This is a genomic window from Ornithinimicrobium tianjinense (genome assembly GCF_014636495.1).
In the GTDB taxonomy this organism is placed as follows: Bacteria; Actinomycetota; Actinomycetes; order Actinomycetales; family Dermatophilaceae; genus Ornithinicoccus; species Ornithinicoccus tianjinensis.
In genome coordinates this window covers 1,088,296-1,110,350 of sequence record NZ_BMEM01000001.1, presented here as the reverse complement: position 1 = coordinate 1,110,350, position 22,055 = coordinate 1,088,296, and the positions used below count along the sequence as shown (strand labels likewise).

Sequence of the window (22,055 nt, the reverse complement as noted above, 5' to 3'; positions counted from 1 at the left end):
GCGGTCGTGCCGGTCAGTGCCTCACTCGTCCTCGGTCGCCACTCCCGTGGCAGGCAGGTCCACGTTAAGCGTGCGGGAGCCGTCGACCTTGGAGGCCACGCCGGTCAGCGACCCGTCCGAAAGACGGATGGTGGCCGTGGAGGTCGAGGGCACCATCTTGAGGCGTCGCGCCTCGGCCGCCAGCGACTCGGACGACTCCAGCTCCGCCAGCTGGGCCTCGAGCGTGACCTTGGTGTCGTGCAGCTCGGTCTGCTGGACGTTGAGGCGGGACAGGACGTAGGAGCCCTCCGCCCGGTGCGTGTTGAGCAGGAGCACGGCGGTGAAGGTCGCGAGCACGATCGCCAGGCATAGGACCAGGAAGCCGGTGTGGCCGGTCACCGGTGCGGCGTCCTGGACCCGCGTGCGGCGCCCGGCCCGCGCGTCGACGAGCGGACGCGGTGCGGCGACGGCGCCTCGTCCGAGGCGCGCGGAGACGGTCATCTGGCTCATGGCAGCTCCTGGGGGTCGGGGCGGGCGGGGGTCTGGTGGTCGGGGGTCTGGTGGTCGGGTCCGTCAGCAGGTGGGCGGTCGGGGGTGCGCCGCTCCGGCGCCTGGTCGGGCGTGGGCCGCGTGCGCTCGGCGGCGCGGAGCCGCACCGACGCGGACCTCGGGTTGGCGGCGACCTCCGCGTCGTCGGCCTGCTCGGCGCCGCGCACCAGCAGGCGCAGCCAGGGCGCGTGCTCCGGCAGCTCGAAGGGCAGGTCGGGCGGGGCCGAGCTGGTCGCGCCCGCGGCCAGGCCCCGCTTGGTGATGCGGTCCTCGAGCGAGTGGTAGCTCAGGACGACGATCCGGCCGTCGACCGCGAGCGCCCGGAGAGCGGCGTCGAGCGCATTCGTCCAGACGCTGAGCTCGGCGTTGACCTCGATGCGCAGCGCCTGGAACGTCCGCTTGGCCGGGTGCCCACCCGAACGCTGGCTCGCGGCCGGGACCACCTGGTGCAGCAGCTCGACGAGCGGCCCGGAGGTCGTGAACGGCTCCTTCTCCCGACGGCGGACGACGGCCCTTGCGATCGGGCGCGCGAACCGCTCCTCCCCGAACTCGCGCAGGATCCGCTCGAGCTCGCGCACGTCATACGTGTTGAGGACCTCGGCGGCGGTCAGACCGGAAGTCTGGTCCATGCGCATGTCGAGGGGCGCGTCGGCGCGGTAGGCGAAGCCGCGGTCGAGCTCGTCGAGCTGGAGCGAGGAGACGCCCAGGTCGAACAGGATCGCGTCCGCCCGGTCGAGGCCGAGGTCGGCGAGGACCGCCGGGACGTCGTCGCTGACCGCGTGGACACCGGTGAACCGGTCGCCGAACGGCGCCAGCCGCTCGGTCGCGAGCGCCAGGGCCTGCGGGTCGCGGTCGATGCCGACGGCCCGAGCCTGCGGGCAGCGGCGCAGCACCGCCTCGGTGTGGCCGCCCATGCCGAGGGTGCCGTCCACGAAGACCGCGCCCTCGTGCTGCAGCGCCGGGGCGAGCAGGTCGACGCAACGGTCGAGCAGGACCGGGACGTGCCGGTCGCTGGTGGGGATGGCGTCGGGGGTGCTGTTGTCGGGAGCCTTGGCCATGTCGTCTGCCCGGGTGGGCCGCTACGCCTCCCGCCCCCTGGTCCCCCACCGTCCTGATCGGGTGGCCGCCCGGCACCGGGGAAGTGTGCCGGAGGGCTGTCGGGTCCGGCACGGGGGAAGTCGTGCCGGCGTCCGAGCCTTGTGCGTGCTCCGGCGCGGGGGAAGTCGCGTCGGAGCGGGCGGACGGTGAGGGGCCAGGGAGCGGGCCGCGCGGTGCGGCTCAGATGAGTCCGGGCACCACCTCCTCCGAGCGCTCGGCGAAGGCGGGCTCGACCTGGTCGAGGTAGGAGTTCCACGCCGCGCTGTCCCAGACCTCGACGCGGTTGCCAGCACCGATGACGGTGCACTCGGTCGCGAGGCCGGCGTAGTCACGCAGCACCTGCGGGATGGTGACGCGGCCCTGCTTGTCGGGGATCTCGTCGCTCGCGCCGGAGAGGAAGACACGCTGGTAGTCACGGACGTCGCGCGAGGTCGTGGTGGTGGCGGTCATCTCCGTGGCGATCCGCTCGAACTCGGCGAGCGGGTAGACGTACAGGCAGCGCTCCTGGCCCCGGGTGATGACGAGGCCGGCTGCGAGGCGGTCGCGGAACTTGGCTGGGAGGAACATCCGGCCCTTGTCGTCGAGCTTGGGCGTGTGGGTGCCGAGGAAGAGCACTCGGACCACCCCTTCCCACACTCACGAGGTCGTATGTCGCTTCCAGTGCGCCCCACTGTACTCCACTTTGCCCCACCTGCGTGGCAATTCCGCCTTTCGTCAGGTGATCGACGCCCTATCAATGCAGGTCAGAGCCGGTGGAGCGAGGTGGAGGGAAATCTCGTCCGCTGCGTCGGAACACCCCGTCACCTAGGCGCTACAGCGACCTGCAGAGGCCGCCGCCACACGGCATACCCGCAGGTCAGCGCGTCGCCAGCCGCTCAGCGACAGGCCCCGGTCGGCTCGGTGGAGGTAAGTGGAGTGGCATCCGTGGAGCGAAGTGGAGTGCACCGGTGGAGCGAAGTGGAGTGCACCGGTGGAGCGAAGTGGAGTGGCTCAGGCTGGAGGCACTGTGGCGACCTGTGGCCCCCTGAGGGGCCACGACTCGCCACAGTCCACCGCTGCGCGGAAGAACTAGGCAGCTTGCGGGTGCAGACGCGGGTCGCTCCCGACCGGGCAGGTGGGAGAGCAGGGGACCGGCATACCGCGCCAGCCACGTGCCCGGAGCACCACGGCGACGTCGGCGGCCAGCTCGCAAGGCGTCACGACGACGTCTACCCAGCACGCACGCAGGACGACGCGCCCCCACCCGGCGCTGCGTCGGTCACGGGCCCGGTCCTGCCGGAAGGTCGCTCGGTGAAAGAGCTCACCGTCGATCTCCACGGCGACGTCCCGCTCCTCGTCCAGGAAGTCGAGCCGCCGGCGTCGGCGCGGCGTCGGCGGCCGTGCGGGCTGCGCTTCGTCTGAGGCCGGCCCTTGCGCCGAGCCGGCTGGCCGGGCACCCGACGCTCCGTCGTGCGGCGGGTCGAGCGGACGCTGCGGCGTCATCGGTGGCAGGCCGTGAGCGCGCTCGACGCTCTCGACATATCTCCATTCCGCACCGCTCTCCATACCCAGCTCGGCCGCCTCAAGGAGCGTCGACAGGATCGCTCGGCGAGGGTGCCGCGGGTGATGGGACAGCTCCGCTCGTAGTGCAGCGGGGCTCGACCGCCGCGGTTCACACGCTCGAGCCAGCAGCGACACGGCATCGTCGAGCGTCCAGGCAGACAGGGCCAGCACGTCGATCACGGTCTGGTGCAGCCCCGTGACGGCGATGCCCTTCCTGGTCGCTCCGGTGAGGCGTCGGCGGCGGCGGATCCGGACGCCCGGCAGGGACTTCACCGACTTGCGGGACGCAGGGATGGCCACGGTGAGGATGCTGGGTTCGCGCGTCGCCAGCCCCCAGAGGCGCAACGCGCACTCGCCGCTGGCCACCGCCCCGTCCCCTGCTGCCAGGAGCGCCGCAGCCAGCCGCTCACGCCAGCTGATCGTGCCGCTGTGGGTCACGACCACACCCGGGAACACCGACTGCCACCGGCCGCGTGCGAGGTGTTCGCGGTACGCCTTGGCGCTGCACTCCTCCAGCGCCTGCTTGCGTGTTCTGACCCCACCCATGCGCCGACCGTCCCACGGACGTCGGCCAGATCGTGCCGATCGTCCACAGGCACGCGATGACTGTGGCGACTTGTGGCCCCTGGGAGGGCCACAACTCGCCACGGACGTTCACGTCAAGCAGCCAGTGGGTGCATCGGTGCTCGCCCTGGCGGCCACCCCAGGCGCGAGGGTCCTCGCGCGGGGCACCGCACAGCATCGAGCACCCGTCTTGAATGGGCACTCGTCGGATGGGCCCTGTCTGGGGCAAGATCGACCTATGTCTGCCATCACACCGGCATCCTCCACGGTCGACCTGGATGCCGTCCGCGACGTCGCCGGCGCCATCCACCGGGCGATCACCACCGTGATCGAGGGCAAGGACGACGTCGCGACGACGGCCGTGACGGTGCTGTTCGCCGAGGGCCACCTGCTCGTCGAGGACGTGCCGGGCGTCGGCAAGACGATGCTCGCCAAGGCGCTGGCGCGAGCGATCGACTGCCGGGTCTCGCGGGTGCAGTTCACGCCAGACCTGCTGCCCAGCGACATCACCGGCGTGAGCGTGTTCAACCAGGACTCGCGGGAGTTCGAGTTCCGCAAGGGCGCCGTGTTCGCCAACGTCGTCGTCGGCGACGAGATCAACCGCGCCTCTCCCAAGACGCAGTCGGCCCTCCTCGAGGCGATGGAGGAGCGCCAGGTCACGGTGGACGGCACGACATACCAGCTGCCGCGGCCGTTCCTGGTGATGGCGACGCAGAACCCGATCGAGATGGAGGGCACCTACCCCCTCCCCGAGGCGCAGCGCGACCGTTTCATGGCCCGGCTCTCGATGGGCTACCCCTCGCGCAGCTCCGAGCTGCAGATGCTGGAGACGCACGGCGCGGTGAGCCCGCTCGACGCGCTCACCCCCGTGACCACCGCCGACGCGGTGCAGCAGCAGATCGAGGCGATCCGCAGCCTGCACACCTCGACCGCGCTGCGCCAGTACGTCGTCGACATCGTCAGTGCCTCACGCGCGCACCGGATGCTCCGTCTCGGTGCCTCGCCCCGCGCCGGTCTGCAGCTGCTGCGGGCCGCCCGCTCCCGCGCCGCGCTCAGCGGGCGCGACCACGTGCTGCCCGAGGACGTCCAGCAGATGGCGGTCCCCGTGCTCGCCCACCGCGTGCTGCCGACCGGCGAGGCCTCGCTGGCTCGCCACAGCACCGCAGACCTCGTGCGGGACCTCGTCGGCCGCACCGCCGTCCCCGGTCGCTGAGCCCGGCCGGAGGTCGCGATGACGTCGCCGTGGAGCCTGCTGACCACCCGGGGGAAGGTCTTCGCGGTGCTGGGGGTCGTGGTCGTGGTCACGGGCATCCTGATCGGCTTCCCCGACGTCACCCGGATCGGCCTGGTGCTCGTCGCGCTGCCCGTGCTGGCCCTCCTGTTCATGCCGCGCCGCGCACCCAAGATCCGCGTGCTCCGCGAGGTCGACCCGGTGCGTCTCAGCCCCGACGAGCGCGGCACGGTCGAGGTGCGGTTCACCAACGTCTCCGGCCGCCGCACGGCGGTCTACCTCGCCGAGGAGCACATCGACTACCGCCTGGGTGACCGCCCCCGCTTCGTGCTCCCCCGCATGTCGCACGGCGAGGAACGCCGTCTTCGGTATGCCGTGCGCAGTCGCCACCGCGGCGCCTACCAGCTCGGGCCGATCGTGCTGCGGCAGCGTGACCCCTTCGGGCTCACGTTCCTCACCCTCCACCTGTCCTCGCGCACCGAGGTGCTCGTGCTCCCCCGGATCCACGCGTTGGGAGGCTCGCGCGTCCGCGGCACGTCCCGAGGCAGCGAGGGCGAGCTCCCGCAGATGGTGGCGCTCCACGGCGAGGACGACGTGAGCATCCGCAGCTACCGCGACGGCGACGAGCTGCGCCGGGTCCACTGGCCGGCCACCGCGCACCGCGGTGAGCTCATGGTGCGCCAGGAGGACCGGCCGGCTCGGCGGAGGGCCCTGCTGCTCCTCGACTCGCGCGCGTCCGCGCACCCGGGCTCGGGGATGCGGGCCTCCTACGAGTGGGCGGTCTCCGCCATCGCGAGCGTCGCGCGCCACCTCGTGGCGGAAGGCTTCGTCGTCCACCTGCTCACCGACGCCTCGCTCCGGGACGGCACGGCGGACCACCAGATCGAGCTCGACTCGGCCCTCGCGGCCCTGGCCCGGGCGCAGCTCGAGGAGGACTCCCGGCTGGACCGGCTCTCCGCGGCCGCCGCGCCCTTCACCGCCGGTGGGGTCCTGGTGATCGCCGCGGTCGTCGCCGCCGACGAGGACGCCCTCCGCACCCTCGGCGCGATCCGCCAGCCGGGCTCGCGGGCGATGGCCTTCGTCCTCGACCCCGACCGTTTCGCGCGGTCGCGTCGCGGCGCCCAGCAGCCGGACGAACCGCGCCGCCCCGCGCCCACCGCGCTGCTCGCCGACACCGGCTGGCAGACCGTCGTCGTCGGGCCGGACACCGAGCTCCCCTCGGCGTGGGCCGCGATGACCGCGGTCACCGGCGTGGGTGGTGAGCGACGATGAGCACCCAGACCCCCGCGCCCCCGGCACCCCCCACGCCGTCGACACCGCCGTCGACACCGCCGTCCAGCCGTCGGGAGCCCCGCGCGCTCACGGGCGCGCGCGGGCGCATGGACGTGGACGCCTTCCGCCGCGGGATGTGGGCCGAGGGCTTCGTCGCGGCGCTGGCCACCCTCGCCGTGGCCTGGCCGCTGACCACGCTCCTGCGGGAGCGGTCGTGGCTGCTGCCTGCCGTCCTGCTCGTCGCCCTCGTCGCCGTCACCGGAGCGGTGCTCCGCACGCTCGACGTGCCGCCCAGCCTGGTCTCGCTCGGGCAGCTGTTCGTCGGCCTCGGCGGGCTCACCGGCACCTACCTGCGCGACACCCTCTGGCGGGGCCTGGTGCCCACCGCGGACACGCTCGACCGGGTCGGTGAGCTGCTGCGCCAGGCGGGCACGGTCCTGCAGACGTATGCCGCGCCGGCCCCCACCACCGCCGGCGTCGCCTTCCTCGTCGTGGCCGTCCTCACCCTCACCGCGGTCTCCGTCGACTCGATGGGGGTGACGGGGCGCGCGCCGGCGAGCGCCGGCATACCCCTGGCCGCAGGCTTCCTGGTGTCCGTGTCCAACTCCGGCGAGGCCATGGAGCCGTGGTTCTTCGCGGCCATCGCCGGGCTCTGGCTGGTCATGCTGGCCCAGCAGGGGCACCGCGTCGTCGGCGCCTGGCCCTCGGAGCAGCGCCGCGAGTCCCTCGGCGCGGACGACGTGTCCTCGGGCACCCCGCACCACCGTGGGCTGGCCCAGCTGCTCGGCGCCCTCGCGCTGATCGCGGCCGTGGTGGGCGCCTCGGTGGTCCCGCACCTGCCTCCGACCTACTTCAGCGACGGGCTGGCCCGCAACCCCGACGCCCGCTCCGGGGGCAGCGGCGGCGCGGAGGTGTCCTTCACCGAGACGATGGACCCCTCCCAGGACCTCCGCAGCCAGTCCCAGGCGCCGGTGCTCAACTACCGCACCAACGCCCCCCGTCTCGAACCTCTCCGCGTGACCGCGGCGGAGGAGTTCAGCAACGGCAAGTGGCGTGCCGAGGACCGCCCGACCTCCGGGCTGCTGCCGCTCAACGCCGAGCTGCCGGGCCCCGACGGTCTCTCCGAGGACGTGCAGACCGTCACCCAGCAGCTCCGGGTGACAGGCAACCAGCTGCCGCCCCCGCACCTCGCGGCACCCAGCCCGCTGACCTCGGTGCGCCTGGGCGACGGCGCGGCATACCGTTTCGACCCCCGGGACGACACCGTCGTCGTGCAGGGTGCCACGTCCAGCTACGAGGTCGAGTACCTCGCGATCGAGGGGGGCGCGCAGCTGCCGGCAGATGTCGGCGAACGGCCCGCGGACCCCGAGGACTTCGACGCCGAGCTCCTCGAGATCGACGAGGCGAGCGCCGACGCGATCGCGGAGCTCGCCGACGAGGTCGTGGGCGAGGAGACCAACGCGCTGCAGGTGGCCATCCTCATCCAGGACCACTTCCGCCGGGCGCCCTACCGCTACAGCCTCGACCTCGCCCCCTCCGCCGAGGCGGACTCCGGCGACCCGATCGGCGGCTTCCTCGCGACGAGGCAGGGCTACTGCGTGCAGTTCGCGACGGCGATGGTGATGATGGCGCGCACGGAGGGCATCCCGGCCCGGATGGCCGTGGGCTTCCTGCCCGGCCAGATCCAGGTGGACGGCAGCCGCAAGGTCGTCGCGGCCGACGCCCACACGTGGCCCGAGCTGTGGATCGACGGCATGGGCTGGACCAGGTTCGAGCCCACCCCCGGCATCCGGGCCAACCAGCCGCCGGCCTACGCCCAGGACCGGGAGGACGAGACCGCGACCGAGACCACCACCACGGTGACCCGCACGGAGACGGTGGCCCCCGAGCCGACCAGCGCCGCACCCGCCGCGCCGTCCCTGCTCGACCAGCTCCGCGAGATGCTGCCGCTGCTCGGGCGGGTGCTGCTGGGGCTGCTCGTGCTGGCCCTGCTGCTCGCGGTCGTGCCGGTCGTCGGACGACGCCACCGTGAGGCCGGGTTGAGGTCGGCCACCACCACCCCGGAGCAGGTCGAGGGGCGCTGGACCTACCTCGTGCGCACGCTGCAGGACCTGGGCGTGCCGGCTCCGCCCGCACGGAGCCCGCGCGGGATGGGCCGTCACTACCGGGAGGAGACGGTGCTCGACCGCCGCGGGGAGCAGGCGCTCGGCCGGGTGACCGAGACCCTGGAGCGCACTCGCTACGCTCCTGCGACGGCGGTGCGCGAGCAGGACGTCGACCGGATGGACGAGGACGTCCGCGAGATCGTCGACCAGGTGCGGCACGCCACCCCGTGGAACGTCCGCGCCAACGCCGCCGTGCTGCCCCGCAGCGGCTTCGACGGGCTGCGGGCCTGGGGAGGTCACGCTCGGCGCGGCTGACGCCTGCCCGGTCACCCCCACGCCAGCTCCTCGCGGTGCCGGTGCTCCGCTGCCTCGGGGTGCCATCAGCTCCAGCTCCTGCTCCGGCACCTGGACGAACGGACACATCCCGTCACCCTGCAAGACTGTCGAGGTGGCCCCTCAACCAGCCGATCTCGACCTCGTGGTGGCGCCCTGCCCCGGGTTGCGCCACGGCCTGGTCGTGCCGGCGGCCGAGCTCGAGGAACGCTTCAGCCGCGCGGGCGGGCCGGGCGGCCAGGGGGTCAACACCACCGACAGCCGCGTGGAGCTGTGGTGGGACCCGGCTGCCTCGACCGCCCTCACCGAGGCTCAGCGGGACCGCGCGACCGCCGGGCTCGCGGCATACCTCATCGGGGGAAAGGTGCGCATCGTCGCGGCCGAGCACCGCTCGCAGCGACGCAACCGCAAGGCCGCCCGTGAGCGCCTCGCCGAGCTGCTCCGTGAGGCGCTGGCACCGCCTCCCCCTGCCCGCCGGCCGACCCGACCCACCCGCGGGTCGCAGCGCCGGAGGCTCGAGGCCAAGGGCCGACGCTCCGAGCTGAAGGCCGGCCGGTCGCGGCCCCAGAACAACGAGTAGAGCGGCGCCCGGGGCCTCGGAGCAAGGATGTGCACGGCTGGCGTGACACAACGAATGCCCTGACGTTCGTTGTGTCACGCCAGCCGCGCACATCCAACGTGGGCGGCTCGTCACATCGGCGCGATGCACACCACCCCGGTGCACTGCAGCGGGTTGCCGTTGCCGGCCGCCATGTTGGCGCCGCCGTCCGTCACACCATCGATGGCCTCGATGCCGAGGTCGCCGTTGCCGACGGCGAGGTTCTTGATCAGCGTGGCGCTGGTGCTGTCGACGTCGATGCCGTCGTCGCCGTTGCCCGAGGTCTCGTTCTTGGTCAGCATGGTGCGCTGCGTCTGCCACTGCACCTGGATCCCGTCGCCCCTGGAGCTGGTGACGACGTTCTTGTCGAGCACGGTGTCGTTCGCGTCCTCGAAGAGCGCGACGCCCCACGGACCGGACCCGCTGACCACGTTCTTCTCGACGATCGTGCGCACCGCGCCGTTGGCGACGCCGATCCCGAAGACGTTGCGCTCGACCACGTTCTTCGACACGCGGACGTCGGCCGAGCCGGCGATCCGCACGGCGTCGCGCCCGTTGTCGGTGATGACGTTCTTCTCGAGCACGTGGCCGCCGCCCGTGCCGAGGTTGATGCCTCGGTCGTTGTGGTGGGCGCGGACCTCGCTGACCAGCACGGTCGACGACTGCTGCACCTCGACGGCCGTCGCGAAGTGCGCGATCTCGCCGTTCATCACCGTCACCCCGGTGCGCTGATGGATCCACACGCCCGCCCCCGCGCCGGCGCCATACGCACCAGGCCCGGTGATGGAGTGACCACCGAGGTCGAGCACGACCCCGTCGGCCCCGATGACCAGGCCGTGGCCGGACGCGCACGTGAGGTCGGTCGTCAGCACCGTGCTGGACATCACCACGTCACCGCAGGAGAGGGCGTCGGCCTGCGCAGGCAGGGCGAGGCCGGACAGGAGCAGCGCAGCGCCGCCCGCGGCAGCGGCGAGCGGTCGGACGCGGAGCGAGACAGGCATGGCAGACCATCCTCTGACGGCCACGAGAGGCCGGGCCGCGGGGCCGTGCGTCGTTCTCGTGCCGGCGTCACGAGCCCGGCCGGCGCACCAGATCGGTATACACCCGCCCGACCCGACCTGTCACCAGACCGGGCGCGCCATCTCCAGGTCGCGCGCGCCGGGACGCTCCGGGTGCTGCAGGAACTCCCCGGTCAGCGCGTAGCCGTGCCGCTCGTAGACGCGCCGGGCCGCGTGGTTGTGCTCGTTGACCTGCAGCACCATCCGGCGCGCCCCGAGCTCCTCGCGCGCCAGGGTCAGTGCGGCGTCGAGGAGGGCGTCCACGACGCCCCTCCCCCTCGCCTCGGGTATGACGTACACGGCCAGGACGAGCGCGTCGCCCGGGCCGGGCCTGATCCCCAGGGCTGGGCTGGTCTCCTCCGTGAAGACGGTCAGCGTCCCCAACGGGGCGCCGTGCCCGTCGCGCGCCTGCAGCGTGCCGGGGCCTGAGCTCCTGCGCCACTGCGTCTCCGTGCGATGCTCGACGTCCTCCAGACGGGTCCAGAAGGCGTCGGGCGCGTCACGCAGCATCGCCACGCGCAGCTCGGCGTAGCTGCGCCAGTCGTCCGGGGTGAGCCGGACCACGTGCAGCCCCGGCGGGCGGCCGGACGGACCGGAGCCGCCAGGGTCACCCGCGCGGGGCGAGGGCGACGGCATACCGGTCAGTCGAGGTAGTCGCGCAGGACCTGCGAGCGGCTGGGGTGGCGCAGCTTGGACATCGTCTTGGACTCGATCTGGCGGATCCGCTCGCGGGTCACGCCGTAGACCTTGCCGATCTCGTCCAGCGTCTTGGGCTGGCCGTCGGAGAGGCCGAAGCGCATCGAGACCACGCCCGCCTCCCGCTCGGAGAGCGTGTCCAGGACGGAGTGGAGCTGCTCCTGCAGGAGGGTGAAGGAGACGGCGTCGGCCGGGACGACCGCCTCGGAGTCCTCGATGAGGTCACCGAACTCGCTGTCGCCGTCCTCGCCGAGCGGGGTGTGCAGCGAGATGGGCTCGCGGCCGTACTTCTGGACCTCGACGACCTTCTCGGGCGTCATGTCCAGCTCCTTGGCCAGCTCCTCCGGGGTGGGCTCGCGGCCCAGGTCCTGCAGCATCTGGCGCTGGACGCGGGCCAGCTTGTTGATGACCTCGACCATGTGCACGGGGATGCGGATCGTGCGGGCCTGGTCGGCCATCGCGCGGGTGATGGCCTGACGGATCCACCAGGTCGCGTAGGTCGAGAACTTGTAGCCCTTGGTGTAGTCGAACTTCTCGACGGCGCGGATCAGGCCCAGGTTGCCCTCCTGGATGAGGTCCAGGAAGAGCATGCCGCGGCCGGTGTAGCGCTTGGCCAGCGAGACGACCAGGCGCAGGTTGGCCTCGAGGAGGTGGTTCTTGGCGTTCTTGCCGTCGTTGGCGATCCACCACAGCTCACGCTTGAGCTTGGCGTCGAGCTTCTCGCCCGAGTTGATCTTCTCCTCGGCGAACAGACCGGCCTCGATGCGCTTGGCGAGCTCGACCTCCTGCTCGGCGTTGAGGAGCGCGACCTTGCCGATCTGCTTGAGGTAGTCCTTGACCGGGTCGGCGGTCGCCCCCGCGGTCACGACCTGCTGGGCCGGGGCGTCGTCGTCGTCGGCCGTCGATAGCACGAAGCTGTCGTCGTCGGCGGAGGTGGTGGCCTTGGCCGGGGTGGCCTCCTCCTCGTCACCATCGGTGTCCGCGTGGTCGTCGGTGGCCTTGGCGTCGTCGGCGTCGAGCGCGACGTCGACCTCCTCCATCGCCGACTCGTCCGGCTCGCCCTCGGTGTCCTCGACCTCCTCGGGCTCACCGGCGGCGCCCTTGGCAGCGGCCTTCTTGGCCGTGGTCTTCTTGGCGGCCGCGCGCTTGCGGGGGGCCGGTGCATCGCCGGCGGCTGCGTCGGCGGCGGCGCGCGTCGTCGTGGCCTTCTTGGCGGCCGCGCGCTTGGTCGTGCCGGCGCTCTGGGACGCGGCGGACTTGGCAGCAGCCTTGCGGGCCGGAGCCTTGCGCGCCGGGGTGGCGGCGCCCTCCTCCGCGACCTCCGTGGTGGCCGGCTGGGCCGCGGTGGACTTCGCAGCGGTGGTCTTCGCGGCGGTCGTCTTGGCAGCGGTCGTCTTCGCAGCGGTCGTCTTCGCAGCGGTGGTCTTGGCGGCGGTGGCCTTGCTAGCCGCGGTCTTGCGCGCGGCGGGCTTGCGGGTGCGGCCGGTCGTGGCCATGGAGGTGCCGTCGTCACGGACCTCGATCGCGGCGTCGCTGAACACGCGGAGGACCTTCTTCTGCGCTGCCGGGGTCAGCTCGGCGGCCTGCAGGGCCTCGCGCAACTGGGTGACCGCGACGTGTCCCTGCTCGGTCCCCTGTGCGAGCAGCGTGCGCAGGCCTGCGTTCTCGAAAGCAGGGGGAAGCTCGGTGGGCGCCAGGGTGCGGGGCGTCTTGGCAGTCACGACAGAAACCAACTCTTTTCGGGCGTGTGGCGTATGGGGCGCGGGGAGCGGGCGACGGACCGTGGAGGTCCTTCCTGAGGGGTCAGGGTGCGCCTCCGGCCTCTCTCACAGCAGGCGACCCTGATCATTATAAAACGTCATGGGTCCGCCAGATATGCCGAACCCGCCGACCGGGCGGGTCGGCGGGCTGCGGCGGAGAGGCAGATCAGTCCTCGTCGTCCGCCTTGACGGCGAGCACGGGGCACTGCGCCTCCAGCAGGATGCGCTGGGCGTTGGAGCCCAGGATGAGCTTGCCGATGGGGGTCCGGCGACGCAGACCGATGACGATCAGGTCGGCAGAGCTCTCCTCGGCGACGGCCACGAGGTCCTCGGCCGGCTCGTTGCCGCGGACCAGCGCCCGCACCTCGTGCTCCACACCGGCCTCGTCCAGGTCGTGCTTGACCTGGTTGAGCGCGTCCTCGAAGCGCTGGGCCTCGTGGGCGTCGAAGTCACGTCCACCGCGGTGGGAGTTGACGACGATGAGCTTGGTGCTGCGAAGCTGAGCCTCCGACGAGGCCTTGCGCAGGGCGGCACGGCCCTCGCGGGTGGGGATGTAGCCGACGATGATCGACATGGGCGCTGTCTCCTCCTGGGGTGGTCCTGCGGGCGAGGTTACCGCACGTCGCGGGCCGCCGAGCAGACGACCCGCATCAGCTCCGTCACGCCGCCTCGGCCCGTCGGCGCACCGCCCAGGGCGGGACGCCGTGGCTCAGGGCGTGTCGCATCAGCTGCGCCATCCGGTAGTCGGGATCGGCCTCCAGAGCGAGGTCGACGGCTTCGTTGGCCACCGTCCCCTCGCCGTGGCGCCAGGCCAGGCAGCCCGCCAGCGTGAGCAGCGGGGCCGACCAGTCGACGGGGACGGCGCCGGAGAGCCGGAAGAGCCGGTGCAGCCCGTCCGAGGGGTCGTCCGGGAGGGCCCCCAGCGAGCGCATGAGCCTGCGGTCGTAGGCGTCGAGCTCGAGGCCCTGGAGGGTGAAGACGTCGGGCAGCCAGTGCCCCAGCACGAGGTCACGCACCCAGCGGTCGGCCAGGCTCATCGCGACGACTGCCCGGTCGTGGGGGGTGGGTGCGACCTCGCCGCGCACGATGCGCCCCAGCGTCTCCAGGGCAGGAAGGGGGTCGGGACCGAGGTCGTCGAGGTCCTGCACCGCGATGGACAGACCTGTGCGCGCCGCCGCACGCTCGTCCCTGGTGCGCACCGTGGCCGCGACATCCGCCCGGGACCGTGCCGGGTTGCGACCCTGCAGGACGAGGTCGGCCACCGCCGGCACCCCCGACGGGTCGGGCAGCGGCGTCCAGACCGCGGGCACCCGGTGCTCGGGGTCGCCCTCTGGGGACGCGTCGACCGCTGCGCCGGCAGCCTCGTCGCGGGGCGGACCCTCCGGCATGAGCGAGCGGTAGGCCCCGTCCCGGGTCAGGAGGGCGGCGTGCACCTCGGCCCCCTCCGCCCGCAGACGCTCCTGGGCGGCCGGCACGAGGGCCTGCGCCAGGTCGTCGTCCGCGTCGTAGAGGAAGAGGTGCAGGAGCAGGAGCGGGTCGAGCAGCCCGGCCCCCCGCTCGCGCACCGCGAGCCGCACCGGGGACGCGAGCTGGTCCACGAGGGCGGCCACGTCCTCGGCCGCCGGGAGGTCGACCCGCAGCATCATCGTCACCGGCAGCTGGAGCTTGTCCTGGCGACCCAGGCGGGCGCGGTCGACGAGGCTGCCCACGAGGACGAGCGAGCGCTCGGGTCGGTAGTTGAGCAGGTAGGGGACGCCGGCGAGCAGCTGTGCTGCACCCCGTAGGACGGACGGGGAGGAGTGGTGTGTCGTCATACCCCCACAGTGCCGAAGACGGGCGAGCACGCGCTGGCCCGTCCTCGGGATCTGTGGATAACTCCTGCCGCCTCAGGCGTCCAGGTCCTCCATCGTGTCGCGCGGCGGGAACTCGCGGCGCGCGTGGTCGGCGATGCGCTTCATGAGGAAGCCGTCCAGCCCGGCCCCGACGATGCCTCCCGCCACCGGCACGAAGCGGACGAGGCGGCTCAGCGCCTTGCCCCCGACCGAGGTCAGCAGGCGGAACGCGACGGCCTTGTTGACCATCATCGCCGCCGCCTTGGGCATCCGGGACATGGCCATCCGCGCCAGGCGGCCCGAGCCGGTGATCGAGGCGGCCGACAGGCCGGCCTTGCTGATGAGGTCGTCCGCGTCGGCGCCGACCAGGCTGAGCATGATCGCGGCCCGCGCGCCGGGGGTGTCGACGTCGTAGCCGCGCAGCCGCGCGATGCTGCCGACCATGCGGGTCGCCAGCGCGTAGAACTCGACGACGTTGGCCGGCAGGGAGACGGGCAGGGTGACGATCCCGCCGAAGCCGGTCACGAAACCGCCGATGCCGGCGAGCTTGACGTGGTCGCGCACGACCTCGTCGATGGCCTTCTCCACGTCGGTGCCGCGCTTGGCGCGTGCCTTGTCGACGACCTGCTGGACGGAGTCGACAGGGCCGACGCCGTCGATCCCCAGGTCCATGAGACGCCCGACGAGCGACTGGGCCATGGCGTCCAGGGGTCCGTCGGGCTCGGGCGCGGCGTCAGTGGTGGCGGGGCGGGTGTCGTCGGATCCGAAAAGACCCACGTGCGTCCTCCTCGAGGTCGGTGATGGTGCGGTTATCGTCGCACGCGGCTCGTCGCGTCGCCCGTCGTGAGGACACCCTCGGGTCGACGCGACCAGCGGGGGTGCGCGGTCCTCGCCGTCAGGCCTGCGGCTCGTCGTTGTCGTCGTCGTGGAGCGTCTCGTCCACGGCGCCGGGGTCGGCCAGGAAGGCCTCCAGCTGGGCACCGATCTCGTCCGCGCTGGGCAGGTTGGCGACCTCGGCCGCGAGCAGGCTGCGGCGACGCTGACCCTCGACGAAGCGGTCGTAGCCCGTCTCCAGGGTCTCGACCACCTCCTGGGCCTGCTCGCTCTGGGAGAGCTCCTCCTCGATCCGGCCACGGTTGAGCGCTGCGGCGGCGACCAGGTCGGCCGTGGGCAGCACGAGGCCGGTGAGATCCATGACGGCATCGAGAGCCGCGACCGCGGCGTCGCCGAACTCGGTCTCGGCGAGGTAGTGCGGCACGTGGACCGCGACCCCGAGCGTCTCGAGACCGGTCTCGGCCATCCGCAGGTGCAGGAGCGCCTCGGCGCTGGCCGGGATCTTGACCTGCCCGAAGACGGGCGTGTGGTCACCGAGCAGCGAGGTGTCGCTGGCGTAGCGGGTCAGTCCGACGGGGCGGGTGTGCGGCACCGCCATGGGTATGCCGTGCGCGCTCACGATGCGCCGCACCCCGAAGGCCAGCCCGAGCTGGCGGACGGCCTCGATGAAGGCCTCCCAGCGGTAGTCGGGCTCGACCCCGTGCAGCAGGAGGAAGGGCTCGCCCGCGGCGTCGGTCAGCCGGTACAGGACCAGCGAGGGGTCCTCGTAGTCGGAGTAGTGGTCGGCGTCGAAGGTCATGAGCGGGCGACGCGAGCGGTAGTCGACGAGCTCGTCGACGTCGAAGCTGGCGACCACCTCGTGCGGCAGGGTGTCCAGGAGGTGCTCAGCGAGGGTGCTGCGCACGTGTCCGGCGTCCAGGAAGCCCTCCAGCGACACCATGAGCAGCGGGGCGTGCTGCGGCTGGCGTGCGGTGTCGATCTCCAGGCGGAACAGACGCGAGTGCGTCGTCATCGGGTGGTCTCCTCTCGTCGGACGTCCTCTCAACGCCGGAGGGGCCCGGCAGATTCCGTGCGGCTGCGTCTCTCAGTCCACCGGCGCCACCAGGCCGAGCTCCTGGGGCAGCGCCTCCGGCTCCTCCCCCAGGACGTGCTCCGCCAGGAAGGCGCCGACCACGGCATACCAGACCTTGGCGTGCTGGGGGCTGAGGATCCAGTGGTTCTCGTGCGGGAAGTAGAGGAAACGGTGCACGGTCGAGCCGTCCTCCGCGGCCGGCAGTCCCGAGCGCGACAGCAGCTCGTACCACAGCCGCAGGCCCTCGCCGATCGGCACGCGGTAGTCCTTGTCGCCGTGGATGACCAGCATCGGGGTGCGGATGTCCTCGACGTGCCGGTGCGGGGAGTTGGCCTCCGACATCTCGGGCGTCATCTCGCGCTGCCAGTAGTAGGCGGCGTCGGTCGTGGGCCCGAAGCCGTCGAGGGCCCACAGGGAGGCGTGCGTCACGATGGCGCGGAAGCGGTCGGTGTGGCCCGCGACCCAGTTGGCCATGTAGCCGCCGAAGGACCCGCCCATGGCCGCCGTCCGCGTCTCGTCCACGTCGTCCCTCGCGACGACCGCGTCGGTGATCGCCATGAGGTCGGTGTAGGGCGCCTCGCCCCACGCGCCCCAACCACGCTGGATGAAGTCCTGGCCGTAGCCGGTGGACAGGGCAGGGTCAGGGAGCAGCACCGCATAGCCCTGGGCCACGAGCAGCCAGGGGTTCCATCGCCAGGTCCAGGCGTTCCACGAGCCCAGCGGGCCGCCGTGGATCCACAGCAGCAGCGGGAAGCCGCCCTCCGTGGCCGGTCGGTCGTGCGGCAGGGCGAGCCAGCCCCGGACACGGGTGCCGTCGGCGGTCGTGGTCTCGACCTCCTCGAGGCGACCGGGCACCAGAGGACGCTCGACGGGTCCCTGCAGCCGGACGACCTCGCCGCTGCCCAGGTCGAGACGCACGACCTCCGGCGGGTAGAGGTAGGAGCTGCGCACGCCGTAGGCGGTGCGGCCGTCGGGTGCGACCACGAGGTCGGACCAGGCGGCGTCGTCCTGGGTGAGCTGGGTGACGGCGCCGGAGGCGACGTCGACACGGAAGACAGGACGGCGCCCGTCGCTGTCCGCCAGGACCAGCAGCCCCGTGCCGTCGGGGGTCCACGCCACCGGGTCCGCCCACCGGTCCCAGTCGGCGGCCAGGCGCTCGGTGCGGCCCGTGGCGGTGTCGAGCAGGTGCAGCTCGACGGCGGGCGCCTGGGTCGGCGTCGACATCCGCGTCACCACGACCGCCGCCCGGCTCCCGTCCGGGCTCACCGGACCCGGCTCCACGTCCGCGTCGCCCAGGTCGACCAGGGTGGTCTGCTCCCCCGTGCTCAGGTCCAGGCGCACCAGGACGTGGCGGCGCTCCAGGGAGGCCATCGGCACCGTGACGGTGAGCAGCGCGAACGTGCCGTCCGGGGCGACGGACGGGTCCGGCTCGTGCAGCGGCGCCGGCAGACCCCCGGTCAGCAGCCGAAGCCGCAGCTCGGGGGCCCGGTCGACGGTGCCGGGCAGCGGCGGCCCGGCCTCCTCCTCAGCCTCGGCACCCGAGCCCTCGCCGGTCGCCGGGACGACGTCCGGCGCGGTAGCCGTCGTGTCCGCACCTCGCTCCACCGAGAAGACGTGCGGCTGCTCCGGGCCGAGGTCGTGGTCCCAGTAACGGATCGGGTAACCGGCGTGGAGGATCGCGTCGACCCCACCGTCCTTGCGGGCCTTGAACAGCGCTGCGTGCTGCTTCTCGTCCTTGGCGCCCGGCAGCAGGCCCGCCGTGACCAGCACGCGGTCGGCCTCGCGCGCCGTGCGCACCGAGGCGACGCCCCCTGGCCGGCTGAGCACGACGCGCGCCTCGCCGCCGCGGGCGGGGATGAGCCAGAGGGCCGCCTGGGGCTCGTCCTCGTCGGAGTCTGGGTCGGGCCGGGAGGAGGTGAAGTAGAGGTCGCCGTTGGCGGCGAACGCGGCCCCCGACTCGCCCTTGGTGCTGCGCGTGAGGCGGTGGGCCTGACGCTCGCCCGTGGGGTCGATCTCCCACAGGGCCGAGGCGTAGCCGGTGCCCTTCCGGTTGAGCGTGGCGACGGTCGTCACCAGCCGGGAGCCGTCGGGAGAGAGGGTCAGCCCAGACAGTCGGGGCACGGCGACGTAGTGGGCCAGGTCGTGGAAGACGCTCGCGGGTGCGCTCATGCAGTCAGTCCTACCATCCGGCACCGACAGCAGCACGGTCGGTGCGCGGCACCCAGTGGCTCAGCCCGGCTGCCACCCCGTGCGCGCCGCCCACGCCTCGGCCCGGGGGAACGCCTCGGCGAACCACGGCTCCTTCGCGGCCGCGTAGGCACTGGTGCTCAGGCCCTGCGCGAGGAGACCGGCCTTGAGCGCGGCATACCTCTCGCGCTCCCCCGGCTCGGCGCGCAGCCAGTCCCGGAAGAGCAGCGCCAGACGCCACGCGGGCGACTCGCTCTCCCGCACGTGGCAGTGCACGACCCGTCCCGGGTCGGCCGTGGCGACCATCCTCTTGGGCCACGTGGCATCCGCCGGTCCCCCGGCGCCGTGCGCGTGGTCGAACCACTCACGCCCGTCGTCGACCACGACGAACCCCCGGCGAGCCAGCTCCCGTCGCACCGCGGGGTCATCGACGACGGCCAGGTCTGCCACGACGACCTGGAGGTCCACGACGTCCTTGGCCGGCAGACCCGCCACGCTCGTGCTGCCGATGTGGTCGAGCCGTTGCGCGCGGTCGCCGAGCGCGGCCCGCAGCCGGTCCAGCAGCCGCGCCGCCTGGTCGGGCCACCTGTCGTCGTGCTCGACCACGGCCAGCGTCTCCGGCCTCCTCGCGGCCCGACCCGCACGCAGCGCGGCCTCGTAGGGCACCAGCCTCCCGGACCACAACCGGTCCACCTGTGCGTGCAGCTCCTCGACCGTGCCGCTGTTGTCGAGGAGCACGTCAGCGGCTGCGTGACGACTGGCGTCGTCGGCCTGCGCGGCGATCCGGCGGCGGGCCTCCGCCTCCGGCGTGCCCCGCAGCTCGACCAGCCGCCGCAGCCGCACCTCGGCGGGCACGTCGACGATCACGGTGAGCGCATAGTCAGCGGCGCGGTCCAGCTCCACCAGCAGAGGTATGTCGTGCACGACCACCGCGTCCTCCGGCGCGGCCGCGACGAGCTCCCGGGTCCGCGCGGCGATCCGCGGGTGGGTGATCGCCTCCAGGTCGCGCCGGGCGTCCGCGTCGGAGAACACCACGGCCCCGAGCGCGGCGCGGTCGAGGGTCCCGCCCGCGCCGACCACCTGCGGACCGAACCGGTCGACGATCTCGGCGAGCGCCGGCATACCGGGCTCGACGACCTCCCGCGCGACGCGGTCCGCGTCCACGACGACGGCGCCCAGCGCCGCCAGCCTCGCCGACACGGTCGACTTGCCCGACCCGATCCCGCCCGACAGTCCGACCCAGAGCATGCGGCACAGACTAGGTCAGCGCCGCTGCACCATCGTGACCACGCCCACCGCGACGGCCAGCCACCAGCCGAGGTGCGAGGCGACGATGCTGCCGTTGACGCGCCAGCGCAGTGAGGCGGGCACGTCCTCGCGACGCACCTCGCGGGGCAGCTGGAGGAGGCGCTGCTCCACCTGGCCGACGACCAGGCCGTTGTTGGCGAGCACGAGGATCGCGCCCATCTTGACCCACGGGAGCGGCGTGCTGAGGTCAGGCTCGAGGAAGAGGCCGGAGGCGAGCAGGAGCACCAGCCCCATCCAGACGAGCGGGGTCGCGGCCTCCGCCGTGCGCAGCACCTCGCGCACCTGCCGCAGCCCGGCGATCCACGCGAGGCCGGTCCAGTCGATGACCAGCACGGCGCCGAGGCTGAGGACCAGCCCGAGCAGGTGCAGCACGAGCGCCGTCTCGAAGAGCAGCTCGGGCGGCCGGATCCAGCCGGCGGCCACGAAGACCCCGACGATCAGCGCGGAGAGCCACACGTGTCGCCAGGTGTGCCGGGTGAGGAGGATCTTGCGGAGGTTCCGCACCCACTCACTCAGCATGGGCACAGGGTATGCCGTCCGCGCGCGGTCCCGTCCGCGCGCCCCGCGGGGCCCGGCTCAGACGAGGGCGGCCTCCGGCTGGCGGACGTGGTGCACCCCGGTGAGGGAGCGTCGCCACGCGGTGACCTCCTCGGCCACCGGCTCCCCGGCGAGGCCGCGGACGACCAGCGACGCCAGCCGCGGCATGTCCTCCTCGGTCAGCCCGATCCGCACGAGCTCCGGGGTCCCGATCCGCAGGCCGTTGACGTCGCCGTCGACCGGCTCGTCCGGCAGGCCGATGCCGCACGCCAGCAGGTTGGCCCGGCGCAGCAGCCGGGAGGCGGCCTGCCCCCCGCCCCACGGGTGCGCGCGGAGCGCGAACTGGTGGGACCGGGTGTGGCCCTCGACGGTCTCGAAGACCGGCGCGCCGAGCGCGGCCAGCTCCTCCGCGAGGCGACGGGCGGTGCCGACCATCGACGCGGCATACCCCTGCCCGTGCACCTGCCAGTCGACCATGGTGACGGCGAGCGCGGCGGTCTTGCCCGCGTCGAAGTTGGCGGTCAGGCCGGGGTAGGCGATCGCGTCGAGCCGCTCGGCGAGGTCCGGCTCGTTGGTGACGACGACGCCGCCGGCGGGTCCGCCAAGGCTCTTGTAGGTGCTGAAGGTCATCAGGTGGGCGCCCAGGGCGAGCGGGTTCTCCCAGGCTCCGCCGGCGATCATCCCGCACAGGTGCGCGGCGTCGAAGAGCACGCGTGCCCCGACCTCGTCGGCGATCTCGCGCACTGCCGCGACCGGGTGCGGGGTGAGGTTGAGGCTGGCGCCGAGGGTGATGAGCCGCGGGCGCACCTCGTGCGCGGTCTCGCGCAGCGCGTCGACGTCGACGGTGTAGCGGGTCGGGTCGACCGGTGCAGGGACGGTGCGCAGCCGGTACATGCCGGCCGAGCCGCCGGCGTGGTGGGTGACGTGGCCGCCGATGGACGGCGGCGGCGCGACGATCGTGTCGCCCGGCTCGCAGGTGGCCAGGAAGGCGTAGAGGTTGGCGATGGCGCCGGAGGGCACGCGGATCTCGGCGTGCGTCGCGCCGAAGACGTCCGCGACCAGCTCGGCCGCGATCACCTCGAGCTGCTCGATGGCCTCCAGGCCCGTCTCGTACTTCTCGCCCGGGTAGCCCAGGGACGGCCGCGACCCCAGTCGTGCGGCGAGGAGCGCCTCGGCGCGCGGGTTCATGACGTTGGTGGCGGGGTTGAGGTTGAAGCAGTCGAGGTCGTGGATCTGGTGGTTCTCCGCGACGAGCCGGTCGATCTCGGCGAGCTGCTCGTCCGGGGTCCGCGCGGCGGCGGCGTCGGCCAGCGCCTCGACGCGAGCGGCGGGCGCGGCGGGGATCCAGGGGCGGGGCGCGAGTGCGGTCATGGCTGTTCCTTCCGACGGCGGGGCTCTCCCGGCACCGTATGACGTGTCCGTCCCCGCGGTCACCGGTCACCGGTGGCGTCCGCAGGCCTATCCTTGCGACATCTGTCGGATCGTCCACAGGAGGCGCGG

The 22,055-nt window shown here is 73.0% G+C and carries 19 protein-coding genes; 4 read left to right on the top strand and 15 right to left on the bottom strand.

Going from position 1 to position 22,055, the window contains the following annotated elements; translation table 11 throughout:
* Window positions 1-21: 21 nt before the first annotated feature.
* From ftsL to IEV65_RS05165, 4 genes are all read right to left on the bottom strand, one after another.
* Window positions 22-489, bottom strand: a complete 468-nt coding sequence (gene ftsL, locus IEV65_RS05180; RefSeq protein WP_188428481.1) for a cell division protein FtsL — start codon at window positions 487-489, stop codon at window positions 22-24.
* Window positions 486-1,586, bottom strand: a complete 1,101-nt coding sequence (rsmH, locus tag IEV65_RS05175) for a 16S rRNA (cytosine(1402)-N(4))-methyltransferase RsmH (RefSeq protein WP_188428480.1) — start codon at window positions 1,584-1,586, stop codon at window positions 486-488. The genes ftsL and rsmH overlap by 4 nt, the downstream gene beginning before the upstream one ends.
* Window positions 1,587-1,806: 220 nt before the next feature.
* On the bottom strand, window positions 1,807-2,241 hold the full coding sequence (gene mraZ / locus IEV65_RS05170) for a division/cell wall cluster transcriptional repressor MraZ (RefSeq protein ID WP_188429491.1): 435 nt from the start codon (window positions 2,239-2,241) through the stop codon (window positions 1,807-1,809).
* A gap of 453 nt (window positions 2,242-2,694) precedes the next feature.
* Window positions 2,695-3,714, bottom strand: coding sequence for a hypothetical protein (locus IEV65_RS05165; protein WP_188428479.1), 1,020 nt, complete (start codon window positions 3,712-3,714; stop codon window positions 2,695-2,697).
* 256 nt (window positions 3,715-3,970) lie between these two features.
* Between IEV65_RS05165 and IEV65_RS05160 the strand changes: the two genes are divergently transcribed.
* The 4 genes from IEV65_RS05160 (at window position 3,971) to arfB (ending at window position 9,253) form a co-directional block, all read left to right on the top strand.
* On the top strand, window positions 3,971-4,945 hold the full coding sequence (locus IEV65_RS05160) for an AAA family ATPase (RefSeq protein ID WP_188428478.1): 975 nt from the start codon (window positions 3,971-3,973) through the stop codon (window positions 4,943-4,945).
* Between the two features lie 18 nt (window positions 4,946-4,963).
* Complete coding sequence (locus IEV65_RS05155) at window positions 4,964-6,235, top strand: DUF58 domain-containing protein (protein ID WP_188428477.1); 1,272 nt, start codon at window positions 4,964-4,966, stop codon at window positions 6,233-6,235.
* Complete coding sequence (locus IEV65_RS05150; RefSeq protein WP_188428476.1) at window positions 6,232-8,655, top strand: transglutaminase TgpA family protein; 2,424 nt, start codon at window positions 6,232-6,234, stop codon at window positions 8,653-8,655. The genes IEV65_RS05155 and IEV65_RS05150 overlap by 4 nt, the downstream gene beginning before the upstream one ends.
* 133 nt (window positions 8,656-8,788) lie before the next feature.
* Entirely contained in the window at window positions 8,789-9,253 is a 465-nt protein-coding gene (arfB, locus tag IEV65_RS05145; RefSeq protein ID WP_188428475.1) for an alternative ribosome rescue aminoacyl-tRNA hydrolase ArfB, read from the top strand.
* A gap of 110 nt (window positions 9,254-9,363) precedes the next feature.
* Here arfB and IEV65_RS05140 read toward each other — a convergent pair whose 3' ends face one another.
* The 11 genes from IEV65_RS05140 to glyA all read right to left on the bottom strand — a co-directional run bounded on the left by IEV65_RS05140 (window position 9,364) and on the right by glyA (window position 21,926).
* Window positions 9,364-10,272, bottom strand: coding sequence for a right-handed parallel beta-helix repeat-containing protein (locus IEV65_RS05140; protein WP_188428474.1), 909 nt, complete (start codon window positions 10,270-10,272; stop codon window positions 9,364-9,366).
* Window positions 10,273-10,392: 120 nt separating this feature from the next.
* Entirely contained in the window at window positions 10,393-10,965 is a 573-nt protein-coding gene (locus tag IEV65_RS05135; RefSeq protein ID WP_188428473.1) for a GNAT family N-acetyltransferase, read from the bottom strand.
* A gap of 5 nt (window positions 10,966-10,970) precedes the next feature.
* Entirely contained in the window at window positions 10,971-12,680 is a 1,710-nt protein-coding gene (locus tag IEV65_RS05130; RefSeq protein WP_443093927.1) for an RNA polymerase sigma factor, read from the bottom strand.
* A 271-nt stretch (window positions 12,681-12,951) separates the two neighbouring features.
* The gene (locus IEV65_RS05125) at window positions 12,952-13,359 is read right to left on the bottom strand and encodes a universal stress protein (protein ID WP_188428471.1); all 408 of its coding nucleotides are present in this window, start codon (window positions 13,357-13,359) and stop codon (window positions 12,952-12,954) included.
* Between the two features lie 85 nt (window positions 13,360-13,444).
* Window positions 13,445-14,599 carry a DUF4192 domain-containing protein gene (locus IEV65_RS05120; protein ID WP_188428470.1) on the bottom strand — a complete coding sequence of 385 codons (1,155 nt, stop codon included), beginning with the start codon at window positions 14,597-14,599 and terminating at the stop codon, window positions 13,445-13,447.
* 72 nt (window positions 14,600-14,671) lie between these two features.
* Window positions 14,672-15,394, bottom strand: a complete 723-nt coding sequence (locus tag IEV65_RS05115; RefSeq protein ID WP_229734913.1) for an EcsC family protein — start codon at window positions 15,392-15,394, stop codon at window positions 14,672-14,674.
* A 118-nt stretch (window positions 15,395-15,512) separates the two neighbouring features.
* Window positions 15,513-16,463 (bottom strand): PAC2 family protein, encoded by a 951-nt coding sequence (locus IEV65_RS05110; RefSeq protein WP_188428469.1) that lies wholly within the window; start codon window positions 16,461-16,463, stop codon window positions 15,513-15,515.
* Window positions 16,464-16,535: 72 nt separating this feature from the next.
* On the bottom strand, window positions 16,536-18,692 hold the full coding sequence (locus tag IEV65_RS05105) for a S9 family peptidase (protein ID WP_188428468.1): 2,157 nt from the start codon (window positions 18,690-18,692) through the stop codon (window positions 16,536-16,538).
* A gap of 60 nt (window positions 18,693-18,752) precedes the next feature.
* A complete protein-coding gene (gene coaE, locus IEV65_RS05100) occupies window positions 18,753-19,958 on the bottom strand; it encodes a dephospho-CoA kinase (RefSeq protein ID WP_188428467.1) in 1,206 nt (401 codons plus the stop codon).
* Window positions 19,959-19,973: 15 nt separating this feature from the next.
* On the bottom strand, window positions 19,974-20,537 hold the full coding sequence (locus tag IEV65_RS05095; RefSeq protein ID WP_188428466.1) for a hypothetical protein: 564 nt from the start codon (window positions 20,535-20,537) through the stop codon (window positions 19,974-19,976).
* Between the two features lie 57 nt (window positions 20,538-20,594).
* Complete coding sequence (gene glyA / locus IEV65_RS05090) at window positions 20,595-21,926, bottom strand: serine hydroxymethyltransferase (RefSeq protein WP_188428465.1); 1,332 nt, start codon at window positions 21,924-21,926, stop codon at window positions 20,595-20,597.
* Window positions 21,927-22,055 lie beyond the last annotated feature (129 nt).

What these genes read in the sequence shown, in the direction of transcription:
- ftsL (WP_188428481.1), bottom strand. Translation starts at nt 489, where the DNA reads ATGAGCCAGATGACCGTCTCCGCGCGCCTCGGACGAGGCGCCGTCGCC.
- rsmH (WP_188428480.1), bottom strand. Translation starts at nt 1,586, where the DNA reads ATGGCCAAGGCTCCCGACAACAGCACCCCCGACGCCATCCCCACCAGC.
- IEV65_RS05165 (WP_188428479.1), bottom strand. Translation starts at nt 3,714, where the DNA reads ATGGGTGGGGTCAGAACACGCAAGCAGGCGCTGGAGGAGTGCAGCGCC.
- IEV65_RS05160 (WP_188428478.1), top strand. Translation starts at nt 3,971, where the DNA reads ATGTCTGCCATCACACCGGCATCCTCCACGGTCGACCTGGATGCCGTC.
- IEV65_RS05155 (WP_188428477.1), top strand. Translation starts at nt 4,964, where the DNA reads ATGACGTCGCCGTGGAGCCTGCTGACCACCCGGGGGAAGGTCTTCGCG.
- IEV65_RS05150 (WP_188428476.1), top strand. Translation starts at nt 6,232, where the DNA reads ATGAGCACCCAGACCCCCGCGCCCCCGGCACCCCCCACGCCGTCGACA.
- IEV65_RS05140 (WP_188428474.1), bottom strand. Translation starts at nt 10,272, where the DNA reads ATGCCTGTCTCGCTCCGCGTCCGACCGCTCGCCGCTGCCGCGGGCGGC.
- IEV65_RS05135 (WP_188428473.1), bottom strand. Translation starts at nt 10,965, where the DNA reads ATGCCGTCGCCCTCGCCCCGCGCGGGTGACCCTGGCGGCTCCGGTCCG.
- IEV65_RS05125 (WP_188428471.1), bottom strand. Translation starts at nt 13,359, where the DNA reads ATGTCGATCATCGTCGGCTACATCCCCACCCGCGAGGGCCGTGCCGCC.
- IEV65_RS05120 (WP_188428470.1), bottom strand. Translation starts at nt 14,599, where the DNA reads ATGACGACACACCACTCCTCCCCGTCCGTCCTACGGGGTGCAGCACAG.
- IEV65_RS05110 (WP_188428469.1), bottom strand. Translation starts at nt 16,463, where the DNA reads ATGACGACGCACTCGCGTCTGTTCCGCCTGGAGATCGACACCGCACGC.
- IEV65_RS05105 (WP_188428468.1), bottom strand. Translation starts at nt 18,692, where the DNA reads ATGAGCGCACCCGCGAGCGTCTTCCACGACCTGGCCCACTACGTCGCC.
- coaE (WP_188428467.1), bottom strand. Translation starts at nt 19,958, where the DNA reads ATGCTCTGGGTCGGACTGTCGGGCGGGATCGGGTCGGGCAAGTCGACC.
- IEV65_RS05095 (WP_188428466.1), bottom strand. Translation starts at nt 20,537, where the DNA reads ATGCTGAGTGAGTGGGTGCGGAACCTCCGCAAGATCCTCCTCACCCGG.
- glyA (WP_188428465.1), bottom strand. Translation starts at nt 21,926, where the DNA reads ATGACCGCACTCGCGCCCCGCCCCTGGATCCCCGCCGCGCCCGCCGCT.